Here is a 20093-nt window from a genome sequence, read left to right on the forward strand (position 1 = left end):
CCTCTACCGGCACCTCTACCGGCACCTCTACCGACACCTCAACCGACATCTGTCCGTCGTTCCTCCTGACGCCCTACGGCACCACTGCCCACCCCATGCCCACATTTGTGCCCACGATCACACTCCGGCCTGTCGTCGAATCTAGTGCGCGGGTATGACAACGCACGCTCGTTTGCGACAAAACGAGCCGGACGGCCGATGCGGATGGTAAAGGAGTCACTACTTTGAGCGGGAAATTCCTGATCACAGCCGACCGATGCGGATCGTTCGTGCCCGTATCGGCGGATGTGTTATCCGTGCGTGACCGGACATCGGGGCGAAGTCGTCGCCTGCGGGGCATAGCCTTGGGCGGGAGCGGCCTGTTGCGCCAAGGATTCGTAAGAGTTTCAGGGGAGAGAGGCCGGGCAGTCGAGCCGGGGAAGGATTCGTTCCGGATCTCTCCGGGGCTTGTCCGTTCCGAAAGCGAGCGAAAGGCTTCGAGCGCGTGTCGTTGAAGGTGGCAGAGGGCGAACAGGGCCAATGGGCCGTACTACAGGTGTCCGGGGAAATGGACCTGGTCACGTCGCCTGCGGTGCGCCAGCATGTGCACGACGCGGTGGCGGACGGCCGGCGAAGTCTCGTGCTCGATCTCTCCGAGGTGCGGTTCTGCGACTCCAGCGGCGTCGGCGTGCTCATCGCCGCGCGTCGGCTGATGCGCTCCTGCCAGGGGCGGTTGCGGCTGATCCTTCCGGCGCAAGGCGCCGTCGACGGCTCGCACGTCAACCGGGTGCTGGCGGCACTGGGTGTCCGCCGGCTCTTCGAGGTCTACCCCGACCTGCACACGGCCGTTGACGAGGCCGCCGCGCCGCTTTCCGCCTGAGCCGCGCCGAGTCGCACCGCGCTCACCAGCCTCACCGCTCCGTCCCGCGCAACGGAGCATCGCGACCGGCCTGACGCAGCCGGCCCCCTTCCTTTCCCTTCCCTGCCGCCGCACGGGGTGCCGAGCCACCGCGCCCCCGTGCCGCTACGGCCTGACGGTGCCGTGCGCCGCCCGGTTCACCCCGCTCCGTACGGGAATTCCGCCCGTACGACGAAGCCACCGTCAGACGTGGGGCGCGCCTCCAGCGTCCCGCCGAGGCTCTGGGCCCGCTCTCGAAGCCCCACCAGCCCGTGCCCGCCCCCGGGCAGCGCGAGCGCCGTCGCCGTGGCGTCCGGCGGACCGTTGCGTATCTCGACCCGCAGCCCCTGGGCCGCCTCGTCGCCTGACGCATCCGCGCGTCGCCTGCCCACCGCCCGCGCCGCGTCCGGCCCGTCCGTGCCGTCCCCGACGGTCGGGTGCGGTGCCCGGATCGTGTCCACCGGGTCCACGCGGACCCTGACCTGCGCCCCCGGCGCGTGCTTGCGAACGTTGGTGAGCGCCTCCTGGACCGTGCGGAAGGCGGCCCGCTCCACCGTCTTCGCGCCGCTCGCGCCGGCCACCACCCCGCCCTCGTACGTGACGTCCAGCGCGCTCATCTCGATCAGGCGCGGCAGTTCGTCCAGGTCGGGCTGGGGCGCGAGGCCGCGGGCCTCCTCCGCGTCGCCGCCGGCCGCGCGCAGCACGCCGACCATGTGCCGCAGCTCCTCCAGCGTCCTTATCGACAGGTCCCGGATCGTCTTGGCGCCCGTGCGGGCCGCCTCGTCCTCCGTGCTGACCTGCACGGCTCCCGCCTGCAGGCTGATCAGGCTGACCTGGTGGGCCACGACGTCGTGCATCTCCCGGGCGAGCCGGGCGCGTTCGGTCGTCTTCACCCGGTCGGCCAGCAGCCGGTCCTCGCGGCGGAGGCTGCGGGTCAGATCCTCCACCCGGACGGCCAGTTCGCGGCGGGTGCGTACCAGCAGGCCCAGGGTGATCGGCGCCGCCGAGGTGACGCAGGCGTCGATCAGCACCAGGGTGTTCTCGCGGTGATCGGACAGATCGAGGTCGGAGATCGGGTACGGGAAGAAGTGCGCGGCGATCAGCAGCAGCGCGCAGACGCCGAGCCTGGCCCGGCCGGGCCGTCGGGCGGAGAGGGTGTAGAGGGCGATCATCGGCGCGAACCAGATGTAGCCGATGTAGAGGCCCGGGAGGGTGAAGAGAAAGACCAGGAGGGGGAACCGGCGGCGCAGCAGCAGGGCCGCCGCGGCCACCACCGACACCCACAGCTCCAGGGCGAGTTCGACGCCGTTGACGAGCAGCGCGTCGGCGACGGCGAGCAGCACCGGGACCAGGACCGGGGCGATCCGGCGCAGCCGTCGCCCCACCGGGCCGCGGGCCGCCGCCCGCGCGGCCGCCGCGAGCACGCTCACCACGTCCCTCGGGGCGTGCCCGTGACCAGGCCCGCGCGGTCGGCGACGATGGCGGCCTGGATGCGGTTGATACCGCCCAATTTGGCCAGCAGGGCGCGGACATGATCCTTGACCGTGCTGGGGGCGAGACCCATCCGGTCGGCTATCTGGGCGTTGCCCAGGCCCTCGCCGAGCAGGGCGAGCACCTCGGACTCGCGCGGTGTCAGCCCGTCGACGGCGCGTGCGGCCGCCGCCTGGTCCTCGGCGGTGAGGTAGCCGCCGATCACCGCCCGGGTGACGCCCGGGTCCAGCACGCTGCCGCCCGCGGCGAGGGTCCGTACGGCGCGCAGGAGCTGTTCGGGGTCGGAGTCCTTGAGCAGGAAGCCGGCCGCGCCCGCCCGCAGCGCCGCGGTCAGGTATTCCTGGGCGTCGAAGGTGGTCAGCATCGCCACGGCCGGTGGCTCCGGGACGGCGCGCAGCCGGCGCAGCACGGTCAGACCGTCCACGTCCGGCATGCGGATGTCGAGGAGCACGACTTCCGCCGCGCTCTCCAGCACGGTGTCCACGGCCTCGGCCCCGCTGCAGTCCGCGACCATGTCGATGTCCGGGGCGGTCCCCAGAATCATCCGCAGTCCCGATCTGACGAGCCGCTCGTCGTCCACCACAGCGACACGGATCACCGGCCGCCCCTTTCTCCGTCGCACCCGTTCCAGGCCGCGGAACGCCAGGTCCCGCGCGATTCCGCCCGCCGCCCACCGGCTCCGCCCCGAGGCGGCCCCGCACCCCCGCCGCCTGGCGGGGGTGAGCCCGCGACCTGCGGAGGATGCCGCGAGGAGGTACCCACGGGCAGAGTGGTTCACATGCTGCACCACTGAAGAGGCCACAAGCCCCATACGCGTTGCAGTTCACATTGGCGGCCGCCGCGACCCCCACACGCGACGGCCGTCTTTGGCGTACGGGAGGGCAGTCGTGCGGGGGCGTTCGGAGGGGAACCGCCCCCGCACGACCAGGTCTTATACGCCCGAGGCGGGTCGCCCCGCGATCGCCCCGGCTCTGCGCCACTGGCACCGCGTCCCGCACAGACTCACTGACCGCGCCGAGGGAAACCGCAGCCGCCGCGCGTCCGCCGCCGGGTCGTCGATCAGCGACCGGGCGCGGCCCAGACGCTGGACGCCCATGGAGCGATGCACCCCGGCGGCGTTGGCGCTGGGCCCGTCGATCTCGACGGATCCACGACGCCAGGCATCCGCGAAACGCCGTGAACAGGGACGTCCTGTGCCGCTCTGCGGCCGGCCCAGTACGTGTCCGATGGATCGCGTGACGTCTGAGTGTCCTGACCGTTCCGGTCGCTGTGGTGCGGGACGCCTGTGGCTATGACCTTGACCTGTCGGGCGGCCCTGGTTCCGGCAGGCGGCGGAGCGTCTCCCACCAGGCGGCCGCGGCCTGGTACTTCGAGTCCGCCTTGGCGTCCTTCCCCTGCTCACAGCCGTGTTAGCCGGACGTTAGCGGAGCGGCAGCCTGGCGACAGTGGCACCGATCAGAGTGGGTGACGTACCGAGAAGACAACGACACCGACCGTCCCGGGGGACCGAAATGAGCTCCAGCACCGCAGTCCGCACCGCTCGCCGCCGCACCCTGCGCATTGCCGCCGCGGCCCTGACCGCAGCCGCCGGCCTCACCCTGACCGCCTGCTCCGGCTCGGACGCCACCGGCACCAAGCCCGCGGCCCACGCGGACACGGGCAAGGTTGTCGAGTCCGGCGGTGCCGGCTCCTCCGCCGGAACGCAGGGCTCCGACCCCCAGGCGGGCCCCGGCAGCAAGGCCGACGCCAAGGCGGACGCCGCGGGCAAGCAGTCGGGCGGCGCGCAGGCGCCCGCCGGTGGCAAGGCGGGCGCGAGCGTCGAGCGCTGCCACACCTCCGGCCTGAAGGCGTCCTTCGCCATGGGCGACGACGCGACCCCGGCCCCGGACGCGGGCGGCTCGACGACCACCAGCGTCGTTCTGACCAACAAGGGCAGCCGCACCTGCAAGATCGGCGGCTTCCCGGGCGTGGACCTCAAGACCGAGAACGGCGGTGGGGTCTGGTCGCTGCAACGCTCGTCGGCCAAGCACGGCTCGATCACCCTGAACCCCGGGGACAGCACCGACTTCACGATCAACCTCGCCCTGACCAAGGAGGAGTCGGGCTTCTGGCAGCCCGCCTTCGCGGTCGTCACCCCGCCGAACGAGACCACCGGCCTGACCCTGGACTGGCCGTGGGACGCGCTCGTGGACCAGCGTGGCGCCACCCACCCGGCCACCTTCGTCAACCCCATCGGCTGACCACCCGGCGAAACGATCCACGCGACGGAGTGGTGGCGCAGCCACTCCGGGCCGCGCGCAGGGCCCCGCCTACCTCCCCCCGTACCGCCCGTCCAGGGCTGTGCGGAGGGGTTCCGGGCGCGGGTTGCCGTAGGGGACGAAGCCGCGGCCGGTCGCCAGGAGTACCACCGAGGTCATCGCCGCGAGGCTGTAGGCCGTCGTCACCAAGGACAACGTGCCCTCGGTGGTCTCGAAGGACTGGTTGAAGAAGTCCGTCACGGTCAGCCACACCACCGTCCGGACGGTCAGATACAGCTCCACCGCCGCGAACACCAGCAGCGCGCCCCGGACGTCCCGCTGCCCCCGTACGGCGAGAAAGCCGAGTACCAGCAGGACGAGCACCGAGCCGACAGTGGTGAACTCGGCGGTGACGGCCAGCCGCAGGGAACCCGGGTCGGAGGCGTCGAGCACGCCGTGCAGGTAGCGGCCCATGTCCACCTCCGGTGCCGCGAGGTCCCGCACCATCCAACCCAGCCGGGCCGCGCCCATCAGCAGGAACAGCACTCCGCAGACGCGGGACAGGCGTCGCCACCGGGCGTCGAGGCCCTCGGGAGCGCTACCCGTGGCCCGTCGGTCCCTGGCCTGCCGGTCCGCGGCCTCGCCGCCACGTCGCTCGGTGGCGGTGAACAGCATGGCCAGGATGACCAGCGCGGCCAGCAGTCCGAGGCCACGGGTGGCGAGCGCCCAGCCGCCGAGCTCGTCGTTGCCGTACTGGTCCCGATAGGCCGCGTCCAGCAGTCCCACGCCCTCGCGCAGGGAGACGGCCAGCAGCAGGAAGGCCGACAACAGCGCGGCGGGGCGCGCGATCCGGCGTTGTGCCAGGGCCAGCGCCGCGATGACCAGGAACGCGACGGCGAACGCCCACTCGTACGGACCGACTTCCTGCGAGGCGGGGGAGGCGCCCGGGTTGAACAGGCCCTCGACGAAGTCCCCGAGACCGCCGTCGCCCCCGGCGATGCCGTGGACGGTCCAGGCGATCAGCGCGCCCGCGTAGAGCGCGAGGCACAGGCCGGACGCGAGATACGCGCCGCTGTGCTCAGGTGCGGCGCGTCCGGGGTCGGGGCCCGGGCGGACGTCCACCGTTCCGCCGTCCTGCATCACCATGGCCGACCCCCGATCCACCCGAAGCAGCCGCCGTACCGGCTGGTCCCGTACAGCAGCCTCACTGTGTCAAGGACGGCGGGAGAGGCGGTGGAGGTTCCACCCCGTGTGTCGGGTTCGCACACCGATGCGGGCTCCCCGGCCCCCGCCGGGGGTGTCAACGCACCTGTGGGGCGGTGGCCGCCACGAAGTCGCGTATGCCTTGGCGGGTGACGGCCCGCAGCTCGGTGAGCGTCTCCAGGTCCTGGGCACGGTGCAGTTCGGTCACATGTGCCATCAGCTCTTCGGAGAGGGAGAGTATCCGCGGGTCACCGGTCACCATCTGGGCCCGGAACATGGCCTCTTGGGCGGTATAGCGGTTCTTGTACAGCTCCTCCCGCAGCGCCGGTGTGTCCTCTTCGTCGCGGCCCTCCTCATGGAGAACGAACCAGCGGTAGACCAGCACCCGCCGGTAGTCGAGCAGCGCGCCCGCGTAGGCGCAGTACGCGTCGATGCGCTCGTGCCGCAGCCGCTCCTCGCGGGCGAACTGCTCGCTGCGGTCGGTCGCCCGCCGCTGGAAGACGTGGGTGACACCGGAACCCAGCAGGGTGCCGACGACGGCGACGATGCTCGCAACAACTGCCTCCATGCCCCCAGTGGATCACCCCGGCGCCCGGCGCCGCTGCGAAAGTGTCATTTACCGCTGGTCATCGGGGTGGAGCGGGCGGTCACGGCCGGTGCCCCGGGTGCCGACCCCTGCGGCGCGGGGGCCGTGCGGCAAGATGGCCCCATGGGGAGCTTCGGGGGCGATGACCAACTGATCGCGGGCCGGTACCGCCTGGGCATACGGCTGGGCCGTGGCGGCATGGGTACGGTATGGCGTGCCACCGACGAGCTGTTGGGTCGCCAAGTAGCCGTGAAACAGCTGCATTTGGACGAAATGACCGTCGAGTCCGAGGCTCGGGGGCAGCGCGAGCGCGCGGTGCGTGAGGCGCGGACCGTCGCCCAGATCAAGCACCCGAACGTGATCGTCGTGCATGACGTCGTCGAACAGGGCGGCCGGCCGTGGATCGTGATGGAGCTGGTCGAGGGGCCGTCGCTCGCCGACCGGCTGGCCGGCGGCGGACCGGTCGCGCCGCGTGAGGCCGCCAGGATCGGTATCGCGCTGCTGGGCGCCCTGCGGGCCGCGCACACCCGCGGAGTGCTGCACCGCGACCTCAAGCCCGCCAACGTCCTGATGGAGGCGGGCACGGGACGGGTGGTCCTCACCGACTTCGGCATCGCCCAGGTCCCCGGCGTCACGACGCTCACCGAGACCGGCGGATTCGTCGGCTCGCCCGAGTACACCGCCCCGGAGCGGATGGCGGGGCGGGGCACCGGCCCCGAGTCCGACCTGTGGTCCCTGGGCGTGCTGCTGTGTGCCGCGCTCAGCGGCGAATCGCCCTTCCATCGCGACTCGCTGGGCGGGGTGCTGCACGCGGTCGTCTACGACGAGATCACCCTGCCGGAGGAGGCGCGCCCGCTGCTCGCGGTCGTCACCGGGCTCCTGGAACGCGACCCCGCGCGACGGCTGGACGTCGCCGAGACCGAGCGGCTGCTGCGCGGCTATCTGCATTCGGGCCGCGCGCCCGAGCGCGGGCCCGGACGCGGCTCCGGTCCCGCGGGCGGCGCAGTCGGCGCCGAGGCGGTGGCGGGCGCGAGCGCGCCGCGCGGGCCCGCGGGACCGGTCGCCGGTGGCCCTGGCGCCGGAGGCCATGCGCCGCTCCACGACGGCCCCGGCGGCGGCCGGCCCAGCGAGCACCCGTCCGACGAGCCGGCCGTGCACCCCACCCCGGCCCCCACGCCGCTCGCGCCCACCTCCGCCGACCGCACCCACAGCCGTACGCCCGGAGGGCGCGGCGGGCGCACCCCGGGGGTGCCGATCCCGGACGCGCTCGACGACCGGGCGCTGGCCGCCGCATCCCGCCCGCACACCGGCCGTACCCGCGTCGGCCTGCTCATCGCGCTCGCGGTCCTCGTGCTCGGCGGTGCGGGCGCCGGAGTCGCGGCCCTGGTCATGAGCCAGAACGGCGACGACGGCACGAACGGCAAGGACGGCGGCGCCGACCGGTCCCAGCAGGCGTCGGTCCCCCAGGGCACGCCGGACGCCGGTGCGCCGGGCGCGACGCCGCACCCGACCGTCACGGTCACCTCGTCGCCCGTCCCGGACATCACGGCCAAGGCCCCGGCGGGCTACGGCATCGTCCGCGACCCGCTCGGCTTCGCCCTCGCCGTGCCGGACGGCTTCACGCGCTCGTACGAGGCCCCGCGGGTCTACTACTACTCCGAGAACAAGCGGTTCCGGATCGGCATCCACCTCCAGAAGCAGGTGCCGGAGGGCCCGCTCGGCATGATGCGGGCGGCGCACGCCAAGGGCCCTGCCGACTACCCGGGCTACCGCGAAGGCCAGGTCACCGAGACCACGCACAACGGATTCCAGGCCGGGCTCTGGGAGTTCGTCTGGGACGGCGCCACCCAGGACGCCGGCCCGCGCTACACCTACGACCTCAGCTGGAACGAGGGCGGCCGGATGATGGACGTGTGGATTTCGTCGCCGCTCGGCTCGCGCACCGAGGCCAAGCGGCACTTCGACACCGCGCTCGACACCTTCCAGCTGACCCGCCGGGGCGCGAAGCGCTGAGCGCCCCGACGGGCCCCGGCCGGCGGACGCGAGCCGGTCCCCGGGGCCCCGCCCGGACATTATTGCCGGGTCCTCGCTGACCAGACCCCTTGTGGCCAGCGATTACTGGCGCGATTGTGTGTGCGGCGTGAAAACCCGTTACTGCCGGGTACACAAAGCGCCCGGGGAGGAATACGCTCGCCGACATGACGGACTCGCAGGACACCGGAACATCCCCCGCGCTCGACTCCGCTCGCGCGGGAGGTACCCCCAGCTCCACCGCCGACGAGGCCGCCGCGACCACGGCTGCCGCGACCACGGCGCCGCCCGAGACCCGCGCCGACGACGGCAACCCGGTCGCGCCCGCCGCGGCGGGCACCCGCACCGCCGCGGACGTGGTCACCCCCGAGGTGGCTGCCCGGCTCACCCGGGGCGTCGTCAGCGGGGGAGGCCGCACCGCCAACCACACCCCGTTCACCGGGGAGAAGCTGGCCGACCTGCCGGAGTCCACCCCCGAGGACGTCGCCACCGCCTTCGAGCGGGCCCGCGCCGCGCAGGAGCGCTGGGCGAAGGTCCCGGTCAAGCAGCGCGCCGCCGTCCTGCTCCGTTTCCACGACCTGGTGCTCCGCCGCCAGGCCGAGGTGCTCGACCTGATCCAGCTGGAGACCGGCAAGGCCCGGCTGCACGCCCATGAGGAGGTGCAGGCGGTCGCCGTCGCGGCCCGCCACTACGGCCGCAAGGCCGCCGCCTACCTCAAGCCCAAGGGCCACACCGGCGTCGTACCGACCCTGACCAAGGTCACCGAGCTGCGCCAGCCGCGCGGCGTCGTGGGGCAGATCGCCCCCTGGAACTACCCCCTCGAACTGTCCGTGGGCGATGCCCTGCCGGCCTTCGTCGCGGGCAACGCCGTCGTGATGAAGCCTGACACGGAGACCGCGCTGACCGCGCTGTGGGCCCGTGAGCAGCTGATCGAGGCCGGGCTGCCGGAGGACGTCTGGCAGGTCGTGATCGGTGAGGGTCCGGTCGTCGGCCCGGCCGTCGTCGAGCACGCCGACTACGTCTCGTTCACCGGCTCGACCCCCACGGGCCGCGAGGTCGCCCGGGGCGCCGCCGCCCGCCTGGTCGGCGTCTCCCTCGAACTCGGCGGCAAGAACGCCATGCTGGTGCTGCACGACGCCGATGTGGAGAAGGCCGCCGCCGGCGCGATCCGCGGCTGCTTCTCCTCCGCCGGCCAGCTGTGCATCTCCATCGAGCGGCTGTACGTCCACGAGTCCACCGCCGACGACTTCCTCCAGCGCTTCGCCGCCCGCACCAAGGCGATGCGACTCGGCAACGCCCTGGCCTACGGCGCCGACATGGGGTCGCTGGTCGGCGAGCGGCAGCTGGAGACCGTCAGCCGGCATGTCGAGGAGGCCGTCGCCAAGGGCGCGAAACTGGTCGCCGGTGGCCGCCCGCGCCCCGATATCGGCCCGCTCTTCTACGAGCCGACCATCCTCGACGGCGTGCAGGCGCCGATGGCCGTCTGCGGCGAGGAGACCTTCGGTCCGGTCGTGTCCGTCTACCGCTTCAGCGACGAGGACGAGGCGGTGGCGCTCGCCAACGCCACGCCCTACGGCCTGAATTCCAGCGTCTGGACCAAGGACGGCCGGCGTGGCCGCGCGGTCGCCGCCCGGATGCGCACCGGCACCGTCAACGTCAACGAGGCGTACGCCGCGGGCTACGGCAGCGTGCAGGCGCCGATGGGCGGGATGGGCGACTCGGGCCTGGGCCGCCGGCACGGCTCCGAGGGCATCCTCAAGTACACCGAGGCACAGACCGTCGCCCATCAGCGGGTGATGCCGCTGGCGCCGTCCTTCGGGATGACGGACGAGAAGTACGCACAGTTCATGACCCGCAGCCTGCGCGCGATGAAGGCACTGCGTCTTCGCTAGACGGTTGAGTCACGGGGCCCGCCCGCGGGCCCCGTTGGGTCCTCGCCAACCAAAAAATCCAGGAGAGCCAGTGCCCCAGGAGAACTCTGCCCGCAACCAGGACGCGCCCCAGGGACCGGACCGGGCCCCGGACGACCCGGGCCGGGACCACCACGGCCACGAGTACGACTACGACGTCCTCGTCGTGGGCTCCGGCTTCGGCGGCGCCGTCTCCGCCCTGCGGCTGACCGAGAAGGGCTACCGCGTCGGCGTCCTGGAAGCCGGTCGGCGCTTCACCCGGGAGACCCTGCCCAAGAACTCCTGGCACGTCCGCGACTACCTGTGGGCCCCGGCGCTCGGCTGCTACGGCATCCAGCGGGTGCATCTGCTCGGCAACGTCATGGTGCTCGCGGGCGCCGGTGTCGGGGGCGGCTCGCTCAACTACGCCAACACCCTCTACGTCCCGCCGCCGCAGTTCTTCGAGGACCAGCAGTGGGGCCACATCACCGACTGGAACGCGGAGTTGGCGCCGTACTACGACCAGGCGAAGCGGATGCTGGGAGTGCGCCTGAACCCGACGATGACGCCCTCCGACATCCACCTCAAGGGCGCCGCGGAGAAGATGGGCGTGGGCGACTCGTTCCATCTCGCGCCGGTGGGGGTGTTCTTCGGCGACGGCCAGGACGCCCGCGGCGGGGAAGGGGGCGGCGGGGACGATGCGGGCACCTCGAAGGTCGCGCCGGGTACCGAGGTCCCCGACCCCTACTTCGGCGGCAAGGGCCCGTCCCGCAAGGCGTGCACGGAGTGCGGCGAGTGCATGACCGGCTGCCGGCACGGCGCCAAGAACACGCTGAACGAGAACTACCTCCACCTCGCCGAGCAGGCCGGCGCCGTCATCCACCCGATGACCTCCGTCGTCACCGTCACCGAGGACTCCCAGGGCGGCTACGCCCTGGCCACTCTCCCCACCGACAAGAAGCGCAAGGGGCGGGGCCGGACCTTCACCGCCCGCAGGGTCGTCATCGCAGCGGGCACCTACGGCACCCAGACCCTGCTGCACAAGATGAAGGACAGCGGACTGCTGCCGGGCATCTCCGGCAAGCTGGGTGAGCTGACCCGGACCAACTCCGAGGCACTCGTCGGGTCACAGACGGACAACCGCCGCTACCGCAAGGCGCACGGCGAAAAAGCCGACTTCACCCGCGGTGTCGCGATCACCTCGTCCATCCATCCCAACGCCAACACCCATATCGAACCGGTCCGTTACGGCAAGGGATCCAACGCGATGGGCGGCCTGTCCATCCTCCAGGTGCCCCTCCGGTCCGGCCGCGGCTCGCGCGCCGCCGCGTTCGCCGCCAACTGCGTCCGGCACCCGATGCTGCTGCTGCGCTCGCTGTCCAACCGCCGCTGGTCCGAGCGCACCATCATCGGCCTGGTGATGCAGTCGCTGGACAACTCCCTGACGACGTACCGCAAGCCGAGCGGCATCGGAAAGGGCCTGCTCACCGCACGCCAGGGCCACGGAGCGCCCAACCCGGACCAGATCCCGGAGGCGACCGAGGCGGCCACCCTCATCGCGCAGGAGATCAACGGCTTCGCGGGCAGCAATGTCGGCGAGCTGATGGGGACACCGCTGACGGCGCACTTCCTGGGCGGCTGCCCGATCGGTGAGGACCCCGACCACGGCGTCATCGACCCCTACCACCGGCTCTACGGCCATCCGGGCATCTCGGTGGTGGACGGCGCCGCGGTCTCCGCCAACCTGGGCGTCAATCCGTCGCTGACCATCACCGCGCAGGCCGAGCGGGCGATGTCGTTCTGGCCGAACAAGGGCGAGGAGGACCCGCGGCCCGCGCAGGGCCGGGCGTACCGGCGGCTGGCGCCGGTCGAGCCGGTAAGTCCCGCGGTCCCGGAGAAGGCGTTCGGGGCGCTGAACCTGCCGTTCCTGGCGGTCCCGCCGGTACCGCCGAAGGCGTCCACGGCGTCCCCGGAGCCGGCCGGGACGACCGAAGCGACCGAGACGGCCTGACGCGGGCGGACAGGACGAGGGGCCGCGCCCGGGCGGGTGCGGCCCCCACTGTCCAGCGGTCGCCGTTACGCGGCGGCGGCGCCTTCGCTCTTGCGACGGCGGACGACGAAGATCGCACCGGCACCCACGACCATCGCGACCCCGCCCACGAGGGCGAGGGTCGGCAGCGCGGAGGACGAACCGGTCTCGGCGAGCTTGCCGGTGACCGGCAGCTTCTCCAGACCGCCCTGCGGGGCGGGCTTGTTGGGCTTGCTTTCGCCCGGCTTGCCGGTGGCCGGCGGCACGGTGCCCGGCTTGCTGCCGGCGACCAGGATGTCGAAGTCGTACTCCGAGACCTCGGAGTAGCCGCAGACGTCGTCCTCGTTGTGGTACGCGCCGATGGTGAACGCGAAGCCGTAGCTGCCCGGGGTCTTGGCGTCGACCTTCAGACGCAGCTTGGCGTCGGCGTACTCACCGGGCTTGAGGTTCGAGGTGGAGGCGAAGTAGCCCTCCTCGTCGGTGATCGCCTTCCAGGTACCGGCCTTCTCGTCGTACCACTGCACCGTCAGGAGCTTCGAGATGTCGTCGAAGTCGCCGGTGCTGATGCCGGCCAGGGCGACGAAGGCGTCGACCGACTTCATCGACTTGTCGGAGGTGTTGGTGGCGCGGAAGGTGAAGTTCTTCCAGCCGGAGCCGGCCACGACCTTGCTCGGCAGCCCGCGCAGCTCGGTGCTGATCGCGGCCTCGTCCGACTCCTCGGCGCAGGCCGGGTCGTCGGTGGGCTCGTCGGTCGGCTTCGCGGTGGGAGTGGCGGTGGTGCTCGGCTCGGCCGAGCCGGTGGGCTCGGTGTCGTCGCTGGGGGAGGCGGAGCCGGTCGGCTCGCCCTCCTCGTCGCCGGGCTCCGCACCGGGGTCGGTGTCGTCGCCGGGGGTCTCACCGGTGCCGGGGGTCTCGGCCGGCGCGGTGGCGTCGTCGGTCTCCTCGGCGTCGGGGGTGGCCGGCGTCGGGTCGGCGCTCGCGCTGGACTCGGTCTCGGGACCGGTCGTCGCGTACGCGGCGGGGGCCGCCATGAGGGCGGCGGGGGCTATGACGGCCGTCGCGGCGGCGGCCGTCAGGGCACGGCGAAGCTTCATCGAGAAGACCTCTCGGGTCCAAAGTGCCGTAGGGCGGCACATGTTGGGGCGGGCCGTCGCGGTGGGGCGCGGTATGGCCGTGCGATTGCAGGTACATGACCGGCGATGGCCGGAAATGGTTGCCCTGGCCGGAGAAAAAGGGTCGCGTGATGCCCGTCACAGGCGTCACAGGGGGCGCACAGGGATCACGGAGTCCGCCCACAGCAAGTGGACAGCTTCCGCACAGCACCTGGAAAGCAGACGCACAGCGCACTCACAGCGAAGGGCCCCGGAACGCCGTCCGCGAGGGGGGTGCGGACGGCCACGGGGCCCTTTGCTTTCGGTGCCGGCGTCAGGGCAGCGCCGGCACCGAGGGGCGGCGCTGGGGGGGGGTAGCGCCGCTGGCTGTGGGGTGGTGCTGGATGGTGCGAGCCGCGCGGTGGTGGGACCAATGGCGGTGCGGAGGTACCGGCCGGGCGCGGCGGTGGTGCGTCAAGCATCGTCCTGGATGCGCCTCACCCGGCGCAACCGTTTCGACCGGATGCGGTCGGCCCCGGGCGTCCCCAGGACCGACCACCCCATCGGATGTGACCGGGCTGCTGTCCCCTGCTGACCGGCCACGGCCCCGGAACGAGGTCCCACGACACGGGCCGCTGTCGGCGGCCGACGTCTCATCGCTCCGGATTCTTTCCGCCCGCGGGGCGGCGTCTACGCGTAGTCCTGCAGGCCGCGCCTGGCTGGCGTGGCACCGGGAACAACGAAGCCCGGCGGCGGCCGGTCACGCGCCGTACGGGTGAGACATCGACCGAACGCAGATGCGGCTGTCGCGTGGGGCGCACGCGCCGGTGCCCGTGCGCCGTGCAGAGCCCCTGAAAAGGGTGCGGATCCGGCCACACCTCAGACGCGGCCCCGCGACAGCTCCAGCAGGGTCATCGCCAGCGCGGTGCCGGGCTTGCCCAGCTGATCGCGGTAGTGGGCCAGGATCTCCATCTCGCGGGAGAGGCTGACCCGGCGCCCGCCGGAGCCGATGCGCTCGCCCTGGATGACGGCCGAGACCGCCATCCGTTCCTGTACGAGGCCGATGATCCGCCCGTCGAGATCGTCGATCCGGCCGCGCGCGTCGGTGATCAGGCCGACCGCCTCCGGGGTGCGGGCGCCGGTGTCCGGGGCGTCGTGGGCGGTCGCGGTCGCGGCGGGGGCTGTGGTGGTCTCGGTGCTCATGTCCGTCTCTCCTGGGGTGGTGTGCCCCCGGAGCCGATGATCGGGTCCGAAACAGACGCAGGCGCCCCGGACCTTGTCGGCCCGGGGCGCCTGGGGAAGTCGCTTGTCAGTTGATCAAGCAGCACAACCGACGAACCCACAGCAGCCGGACGGGCCGGTGCCATAGGTAAAGACGAAGGTCAGCTGCTTGGACATGGGGCTCAGTATGAGCCCGTTAGAATCGAAAGTCCAACCCCTGCTCCACACCGCCGGAAGGCCGCCGAAGTGCCATCAGGACCCCCTGCCGCCGCCCCGGACGTCGTCCTCGTAGTCGACTTCGGCGCGCAGTACGCCCAGCTCATCGCCCGCCGCGTCCGCGAGGCCCGGGTCTACAGCGAGATCGTTCCGTCCACCATGCCGGTGGCCGAGATGCTCGCCAAGAACCCGAAGGCGATCATCCTCTCCGGCGGTCCCTCGTCGGTCTACGCCGAGCACGCCCCCCGTCTCGACCGTGCGCTCTTCGAAGCCGGTGTCCCGGTCTTCGGCATGTGCTACGGCTTCCAGCTCATGGCCACCACCCTCGGTGGCACCGTCGACAACACCGGTGCGCGTGAGTACGGCCGTACCCCGCTGACGGTCTCCCGCCCCGCCTCGACCCTCTTCGAGGGCACGCCCGCCGAGCAGCCGGTGTGGATGTCGCACGGCGACGCCTGCTCCGCCGCTCCCGAGGGCTTCACCGTCACCGCGTCCACGGACGTCGTACCGGTCGCCGCCTTCGAGAACGACGAGAAGAAGCTGTACGGCGTGCAGTACCACCCCGAGGTGATGCACTCCACGCACGGCCAGCAGGTGCTGGAGCACTTCCTCTACCGCGGTGCGGGCATCGAGCCGAGCTGGACCACCACCAGCGTGGTCGACGAGCAGGTCGCCGCGATCCGCGCGCAGATCGGCAACAAGCGCGCCATCTGCGGGCTGTCCGGCGGCGTCGACTCCGGGGTGGCCGCGGCCATCGTGCAGAAGGCCATCGGTGACCAGCTGACCTGCGTCTACGTCGACCACGGTCTGCAGCGCAAGGGCGAGTCCGAGCAGGTCGAGAAGGACTTCGTGGCCGCCACCGGCGTGCAGCTGAAGGTCGTGGACGCCGAGGAGCGCTTCCTGGCGGCGCTGGCCGGGGTCACCGACCCCGAGCAGAAGCGAAAGATCATCGGGCGCGAGTTCATCCGCGTCTTCGAGCAGGCGCAGGCCGAGCTGGTCGCCGAGGCCGGCGCCCACGGCGAGGACGTCGCCTTCCTCGTCCAGGGCACGCTCTACCCGGACATCGTCGAGTCCGGCGGCGGCACGGGCACGGCCAACATCAAGTCCCACCACAACGTGGGCGGCCTGCCCGACGACATCGAGTTCGAGCTGGTCGAGCCGCTGCGGCAGCTCTTCAAGGACGAGGTCCGGATGGTGGGCTCCGAACTGGGCCTGCCGGACGAGATCGTGCACCGCCAGCCGTTCCCCGGCCCCGGACTGGGTATCCGGATCGTCGGCGAGGTCACCAAGGAGCGGCTCGACCTGCTCCGTGAGGCCGACGCCATCGCCCGCGAGGAGCTGACCGCGGCCGGTCTCGACCGCGAGATCTGGCAGTGCCCGGTCGTGCTGCTCGCCGATGTCCGCTCGGTGGGCGTCCAGGGCGACGGCCGCTCCTACGGCCACCCGATCGTGCTGCGCCCGGTCTCGTCCGAGGACGCGATGACGGCGGACTGGACGCGACTGCCGTACGACGTGCTGGCGCGCATCTCCACCCGCATCACCAACGAGGTCGCCGACGTCAACCGCGTCGTCCTCGACGTCACCAGCAAGCCGCCGGGCACCATCGAGTGGGAGTGACCCCTCGGGGCCTCCCCGCTGCCTGATACCGACGCCGCCGCTCAGCATTTTCGAGCGGCGGCGTCGGTGTTTTTCGGTGACCGGCGGGCGGCGGGCCGGACGGGCGGGTGGGTGCCGATCCGGCAGGGTGTCGGGGACGTGGGCGCGACGACCCGCGGCTAATTCCGTATGGTGGTGTTGGAAGTCCATCATGCGGAAGTAATGGGGAGTGTGGCGCAATGAGCACGATCGGATTCATCGGCCTCGGCATCATGGGCAGCCCGATGGCGGTGAACCTCGCGAAGGCCGGGCACACCGTGGTCGGCTGGAACCGCAGCGCCGGCCGGGCGGACGCGCTGGTCGCGGCGGGCGGCAAGGAGGCGGCGTCGATCGCGGAGGCGGTCCGTGACGCGGACGTCGTCATCACCATGGTTCCGGCGTCCCCGCAGGTCGAGGCGGTCGCGTACGGCCCCGACGGCATCCTGGAGAACGCCAGGCCCGGCACCCTGCTGATCGACCACTCCTCCATCACCCCGCAGACCTCCGTCGCGCTGGCGAAGGCGGCCGGCGACAAGGGCATCCGGGTGCTGGACGCCCCGGTCTCCGGCGGTGAGGCGGGCGCCGTCGAGGGGGTGCTGTCGATCATGGTCGGCGGCGACCAGGCCGACTTCGACGCCGCCCGGCCGGTCTTCGAGGTGGTCGGCAGGACCGTCGTGCGCTGCGGACCGCACGGCTCCGGTCAGACCGTCAAGGCCGCCAACCAGCTGATCGTCGCGGTGAATCTGCAAGCGGTCGCGGAGGCCGTGGTCTTTCTGGAGAAGTCCGGCGTCGACCTCGCCGCCGCGCTGGCCGTCCTCAACGGCGGACTGGCCGGCTCCACCGTCCTGACCCGCAAGAAGGACACCCTCCTCGCCCGGGACTTCACCCCCGGCTTCAAGCTGGAGCTGCACCACAAGGACATGGGCATCGTCACCGACGCCGCCCGCACCGTCGGCGCCACCCTCCCGGTCGGCGCGGTCGCCGCCCAGCTCATCGGCTCCGCCGTGGCCCGCGGTGACGGCGGCCTGGACCACTCGGCGCTGCTGCGCGGCGTGGAGCGCCTGAGCGGCTGCGAGCAGGACTAGCGCGGGGGCCTCAGGAGGCCACGGCCCTCGCAAGCCGCTCCAGGGTGGCGGCCATCGCCGGGCCCATCCGCTTGGGGAAGCCGGGGAGTTCGACGATGAGGCGCGGCAGCCGGGCGCCCGACCAGTCGTAGGTGTGGGTGACCTGCGTCGTGCCGGCGGTGTCGGAAGCGGCCAGCTCGTAGCGCCAGCACTGGCCCCCGACGAGCCGCCGGCCGCCGAACTCGCCCCAGGTCTGCCAGGTGATCAGCCGGTCCTGCTCGTACTCGACCACCACGTTCACCGAGCGGTACGGCAGGCCGCCCTGCCGCATCGCCATGCTGAACCGGTCGCCGGGGCCCAGCACGTCCGGGCCCGCGGGCCTGCCTTGCAGCATGCCCGAACCGTCCAGCTCCGCGTGCCGGGCCGGGGTCCGGAGGACGGAGAAGAGCTGCCCGGGCGTCGCGCCGATGTCCTTGCTGACCGATATGGCTCTCATGGTGTCCCCTCTGCTGCCGCCACGGCTCTGCTGCCGATGCGGCGGTACGGGCCGATGTGCGGTCGCCGGCCGGCGTCCGTGGGCCCTCATCATGCAGGTTCGGGCAGGTGAGATCGTCACAGCCCTGGTCTCCTGAAGTACCGGAGGGTAGCTTCCGCCCCGAGCGCAGAGAACCACGTGCCAGGAGGAGAGCCGCGATGCCCGAGCCGACGCCGATCCCCACCGAGCAGCTGCATTTCGCGATGCCGCCGACGCACGACACCGTTGAGGACGAGCGCCGCTACCGAAAGGAGCGCCTGGTCGTGGCGCTGCGGCTGTTCGGCCGCTTCGGCTTCGAGGAAGGGGTCGCGGGTCATATCACCGCACGCGACCCGGAGTTCACCGACTGCTTCTGGGTCAACCCCTTCGGGATGTCCTTCAAGCTCATCACGGTGAGCGACCTGATCCTGGTCAACCACGACGGCAAGGTCGTCGAGGGCCGCCACCACGTCAACCAGGCCGCGTTCGCGATCCACTCGCAGGTCCACCGCGCCCGCCCGGACGTCGTCGCCGCGGCCCACAGTCACTCCACCTACGGGCGGGCACTCTCCTCCCTCGGTGAGCTGCTGGAGCCGATCACCCAGGACGTCTGCGCGTTCTACGAGTCCCACGCGCTCTACGACGAGTACACGGGCGTCGTCGTCGACGCGGAGGAGGGCCGCCGGATCGCGGCCGCCCTCGGGCCGCACAAGGCGGTGATCCTGCGTAACCACGGGCTGCTGACGGTCGGCGACTCGGTGGACGCGGCGGCGTGGTGGTTCGTCACCATGGAGCGCTCATGCCAGGTGCAGCTGACCGCCAAGGCGGCCGGCAAGCCGGTCCTGATCGACCACCACAACGCCCTTCACACCCGTGAGCAGCTCGGCAACGACCTGGTCGCATGGATCAACTACCAGCCGCTCTACCAGCAGATCGCGCGCAGCGAGCCGGACCTCTTCGACTGAGTCGCGCCCGGCGGCGGGGCTGCCGCTCCCTCGGAGGTCATCGCGGTGGACGGGCCGGCCCCACGGGTCGGTGCCCTGCGGGCCGGCGGACGGCCCGCAGGGCACCCCGGTCACCCTTGGGGGAACAGATCGGTGAAGGGATCGACCCCGGCCGAGATGCCGCGGCTGAACGGCGCGTCGAAGTCCCACACCAGGAAGAGCAGGAACGCGATCAGCATGCTGAAGAGTCCCGCCATCAGCAACTCGCGCCCGGACCGTCTGATTTGCAAGGTGAAGATGACCCCGATGGTGACGGCACCACCGGCGATCAGGCCGAACCACACCACGGACGGCAGGGTGGACTCGGCCGCGTCGGCGCGGGCGTTTCTGGCTCCGTCGGCCACCGCGAGCTGGTCGACGATGGGTTGGTAGGACTGCTCCTCGAAGCTGTTGCGGGGGTGGTAGTCGGTGACGTCCGCCCGGACCTTTTGCAGCAGGTCCGAACCGCGCTGGGTGAGTTGGCCCCGTTCACTCATGAGCGGCCACTCCGTCTTCACCACGTGGCTGACGTATGTGTCGACGTCCGCTCGGATGCGGTCCCGCGCCGGAGGGGCGTACGCCCGCGCTCGCGCGCTCACCTCGTGCAGGGCCTGAGCCTCGGTCCGCACGGTGTCCTCGGCGGCGCCCCGCGCCTCCCAGACACCGGCGATGGCCAGGCCCAGGACGATCGCGTAGACCACGCCCACCATCATCGTCATGTACTCGATGACGTCCGGTGTCTCGGTCGGGTCGTCGTCGTCACCGATCCGGCGCTGCCGCAGCACCGTGATGGCCAGGACGACGCTGCAGGCGGCGACCATGGCGATGGTCAGCACCAGCCATTGCGACATGGAACCTCCTACGAGGAACTGCGCCCGGACGAGCCGGACGGGGAGCTCGAACGGGGACGGAGAGCGGCGGCCGCCAGTACGGCCGGCGCGGTGATCAGCAAGGTCCTGGTCACCATGGAGCGGCTGTCGCGCGGTTTCTGCGCCACCGCCGCGTAGTTGCGCGGCGGCTCCGGTG

General features: G+C 71.9%; 17 protein-coding genes. 9 read left to right on the forward strand and 8 right to left on the reverse strand.

All coding sequences use genetic code 11. The features are described from left to right. Positions 1–484: 484 nt before the first annotated feature. Positions 485–859, forward strand: a complete 375-nt coding sequence (locus ACH4FH_RS10190) for an STAS domain-containing protein (protein ID WP_393894707.1) — start codon at positions 485–487, stop codon at positions 857–859. A gap of 176 nt (positions 860–1035) precedes the next feature. On the opposite strand, the gene ACH4FH_RS10195 is transcribed toward ACH4FH_RS10190, so the two are convergent. Both ACH4FH_RS10195 and ACH4FH_RS10200 read right to left on the reverse strand, forming a co-directional pair. After that, positions 1036–2307, reverse strand: coding sequence for a sensor histidine kinase (locus ACH4FH_RS10195; RefSeq protein ID WP_398555322.1), 1272 nt, complete (start codon positions 2305–2307; stop codon positions 1036–1038). Further along, positions 2304–2966, reverse strand: a complete 663-nt coding sequence (locus tag ACH4FH_RS10200; protein WP_398555323.1) for a response regulator — start codon at positions 2964–2966, stop codon at positions 2304–2306. Before ACH4FH_RS10200 ends, ACH4FH_RS10195 begins: the two co-directional genes overlap by 4 nt. A gap of 913 nt (positions 2967–3879) precedes the next feature. Here ACH4FH_RS10200 and ACH4FH_RS10205 point away from each other — a divergent pair. Next, positions 3880–4608, forward strand: a complete 729-nt coding sequence (locus ACH4FH_RS10205) for a DUF4232 domain-containing protein (protein ID WP_398555324.1) — start codon at positions 3880–3882, stop codon at positions 4606–4608. Positions 4609–4677: 69 nt separating this feature from the next. Here ACH4FH_RS10205 and ACH4FH_RS10210 read toward each other — a convergent pair whose 3' ends face one another. Continuing rightward, a complete protein-coding gene (locus ACH4FH_RS10210; protein WP_398555325.1) occupies positions 4678–5751 on the reverse strand; it encodes a hypothetical protein in 1074 nt (357 codons plus the stop codon). Between the two features lie 154 nt (positions 5752–5905). Next, the gene (locus ACH4FH_RS10215; protein WP_398555326.1) at positions 5906–6376 is read right to left on the reverse strand and encodes a hypothetical protein; all 471 of its coding nucleotides are present in this window, start codon (positions 6374–6376) and stop codon (positions 5906–5908) included. A gap of 141 nt (positions 6377–6517) precedes the next feature. Here ACH4FH_RS10215 and ACH4FH_RS10220 point away from each other — a divergent pair, with 141 nt between their 5' ends. The 3 genes from ACH4FH_RS10220 to ACH4FH_RS10230 all read left to right on the forward strand — a co-directional run bounded on the left by ACH4FH_RS10220 (position 6518) and on the right by ACH4FH_RS10230 (position 12325). Next, positions 6518–8407: a serine/threonine-protein kinase gene (locus ACH4FH_RS10220; protein WP_398555327.1), complete on the forward strand. Its 1890-nt coding sequence runs from the start codon at positions 6518–6520 to the stop codon at positions 8405–8407. A 185-nt stretch (positions 8408–8592) separates the two neighbouring features. Further along, positions 8593–10317: a succinic semialdehyde dehydrogenase gene (locus tag ACH4FH_RS10225; RefSeq protein ID WP_398555328.1), complete on the forward strand. Its 1725-nt coding sequence runs from the start codon at positions 8593–8595 to the stop codon at positions 10315–10317. A 70-nt stretch (positions 10318–10387) separates the two neighbouring features. Further along, positions 10388–12325: a GMC oxidoreductase gene (locus ACH4FH_RS10230; RefSeq protein WP_398555329.1), complete on the forward strand. Its 1938-nt coding sequence runs from the start codon at positions 10388–10390 to the stop codon at positions 12323–12325. A gap of 65 nt (positions 12326–12390) precedes the next feature. Here the strand turns inward: ACH4FH_RS10230 and ACH4FH_RS10235 are convergent, their stop codons facing one another. Beyond that, positions 12391–13437: an LAETG motif-containing sortase-dependent surface protein gene (locus tag ACH4FH_RS10235; RefSeq protein WP_398555330.1), complete on the reverse strand. Its 1047-nt coding sequence runs from the start codon at positions 13435–13437 to the stop codon at positions 12391–12393. Between the two features lie 876 nt (positions 13438–14313). Further along, positions 14314–14637 (reverse strand): chorismate mutase, encoded by a 324-nt coding sequence (locus ACH4FH_RS10240; protein ID WP_398555331.1) that lies wholly within the window; start codon positions 14635–14637, stop codon positions 14314–14316. A 264-nt stretch (positions 14638–14901) separates the two neighbouring features. Between ACH4FH_RS10240 and guaA the strand changes: the two genes are divergently transcribed. After that, positions 14902–16488: a glutamine-hydrolyzing GMP synthase gene (gene guaA / locus ACH4FH_RS10245; RefSeq protein WP_398555332.1), complete on the forward strand. Its 1587-nt coding sequence runs from the start codon at positions 14902–14904 to the stop codon at positions 16486–16488. 218 nt (positions 16489–16706) lie between these two features. Further along, positions 16707–17591 (forward strand): 2-hydroxy-3-oxopropionate reductase, encoded by an 885-nt coding sequence (locus ACH4FH_RS10250; RefSeq protein WP_398555333.1) that lies wholly within the window; start codon positions 16707–16709, stop codon positions 17589–17591. A gap of 10 nt (positions 17592–17601) precedes the next feature. Here ACH4FH_RS10250 and ACH4FH_RS10255 read toward each other — a convergent pair whose 3' ends face one another. Further along, complete coding sequence (locus ACH4FH_RS10255) at positions 17602–18066, reverse strand: SRPBCC family protein (RefSeq protein ID WP_398555334.1); 465 nt, start codon at positions 18064–18066, stop codon at positions 17602–17604. Positions 18067–18173: 107 nt separating this feature from the next. On the opposite strand from ACH4FH_RS10255, the gene ACH4FH_RS10260 reads away from it, so the two are divergent. Further along, complete coding sequence (locus tag ACH4FH_RS10260; protein WP_398555335.1) at positions 18174–19049, forward strand: class II aldolase/adducin family protein; 876 nt, start codon at positions 18174–18176, stop codon at positions 19047–19049. 110 nt (positions 19050–19159) lie between these two features. On the opposite strand, the gene ACH4FH_RS10265 is transcribed toward ACH4FH_RS10260, so the two are convergent. Further along, entirely contained in the window at positions 19160–19918 is a 759-nt protein-coding gene (locus ACH4FH_RS10265; protein WP_398555336.1) for a hypothetical protein, read from the reverse strand. Between ACH4FH_RS10265 and ACH4FH_RS10270 the strand changes: the two genes are divergently transcribed. Continuing rightward, positions 19910–20074 (forward strand): hypothetical protein, encoded by a 165-nt coding sequence (locus ACH4FH_RS10270; protein ID WP_398555337.1) that lies wholly within the window; start codon positions 19910–19912, stop codon positions 20072–20074. The two genes, ACH4FH_RS10265 and ACH4FH_RS10270, sit on opposite strands and share 9 nt — an antisense overlap. Positions 20075–20093: the final 19 nt, after the last annotated feature.

The organism is Streptomyces sp. NPDC017993, assembly GCF_044328065.1.
Classification (GTDB): Bacteria; Actinomycetota; Actinomycetes; order Streptomycetales; family Streptomycetaceae; genus Streptomyces.